This window comes from Nonomuraea insulae (genome assembly GCF_042656245.1).
On the sequence record NZ_JBHSPA010000033.1, the window covers coordinates 27,565 to 28,067 of the forward strand.

The window sequence follows — 503 nt, forward strand, 5'->3', positions numbered from 1 at the left end:
CGGCCTCGAGGCCGTCGGCGGCGGGGCGGCGCCGGACCCGGTTGACGACGGCCAGCGCGGCGCGGCCGGCCGACAGGGCGATGTGGGGGCGGCGAGTGAGCAGCCGGACGCCGGCGGCGACGAGCACGGCGCAGGAGGTCACGGTGAGCAGGGTGGGCCAGTTCAGACGGTCGTGCGCGGCCAGCGCGGCGGCGGCGGTGATGACGGCCAGGGCCGCGGCCGACAGGGCGATCGCCCAGGAGGCGACGGCCGGGCTGGCGCCGAAGCGGCGCATCTGCCGGTAGTTGAAGGCGGTGGAGAAGGCGGGCCCGCCGGGCAGGGTGACGCTGAGGGAATGGGCGGCATAGGCCAGCGCCACATGCTGCGGCAACGAGGAACGCACACCCGCCGCGTGCAGCAGGCGGCGCTGCATCCGCGCGTACATCCCCATCGAGGCCAGCTCCTCGGCCAGCGCGGCGGCCAGCCAGCCCGGCTGCGGGGCGCGCAGGTGCGCCAGCGCGGCG

Annotated in this window: 1 pseudogene; it reads right to left on the reverse strand. The window is 77.7% G+C overall.

From position 1 onward, the window contains the following. Window positions 1-503, reverse strand: a pseudogene (locus ACFPZ3_RS29505) (lysylphosphatidylglycerol synthase transmembrane domain-containing protein); the annotation flags it as partial.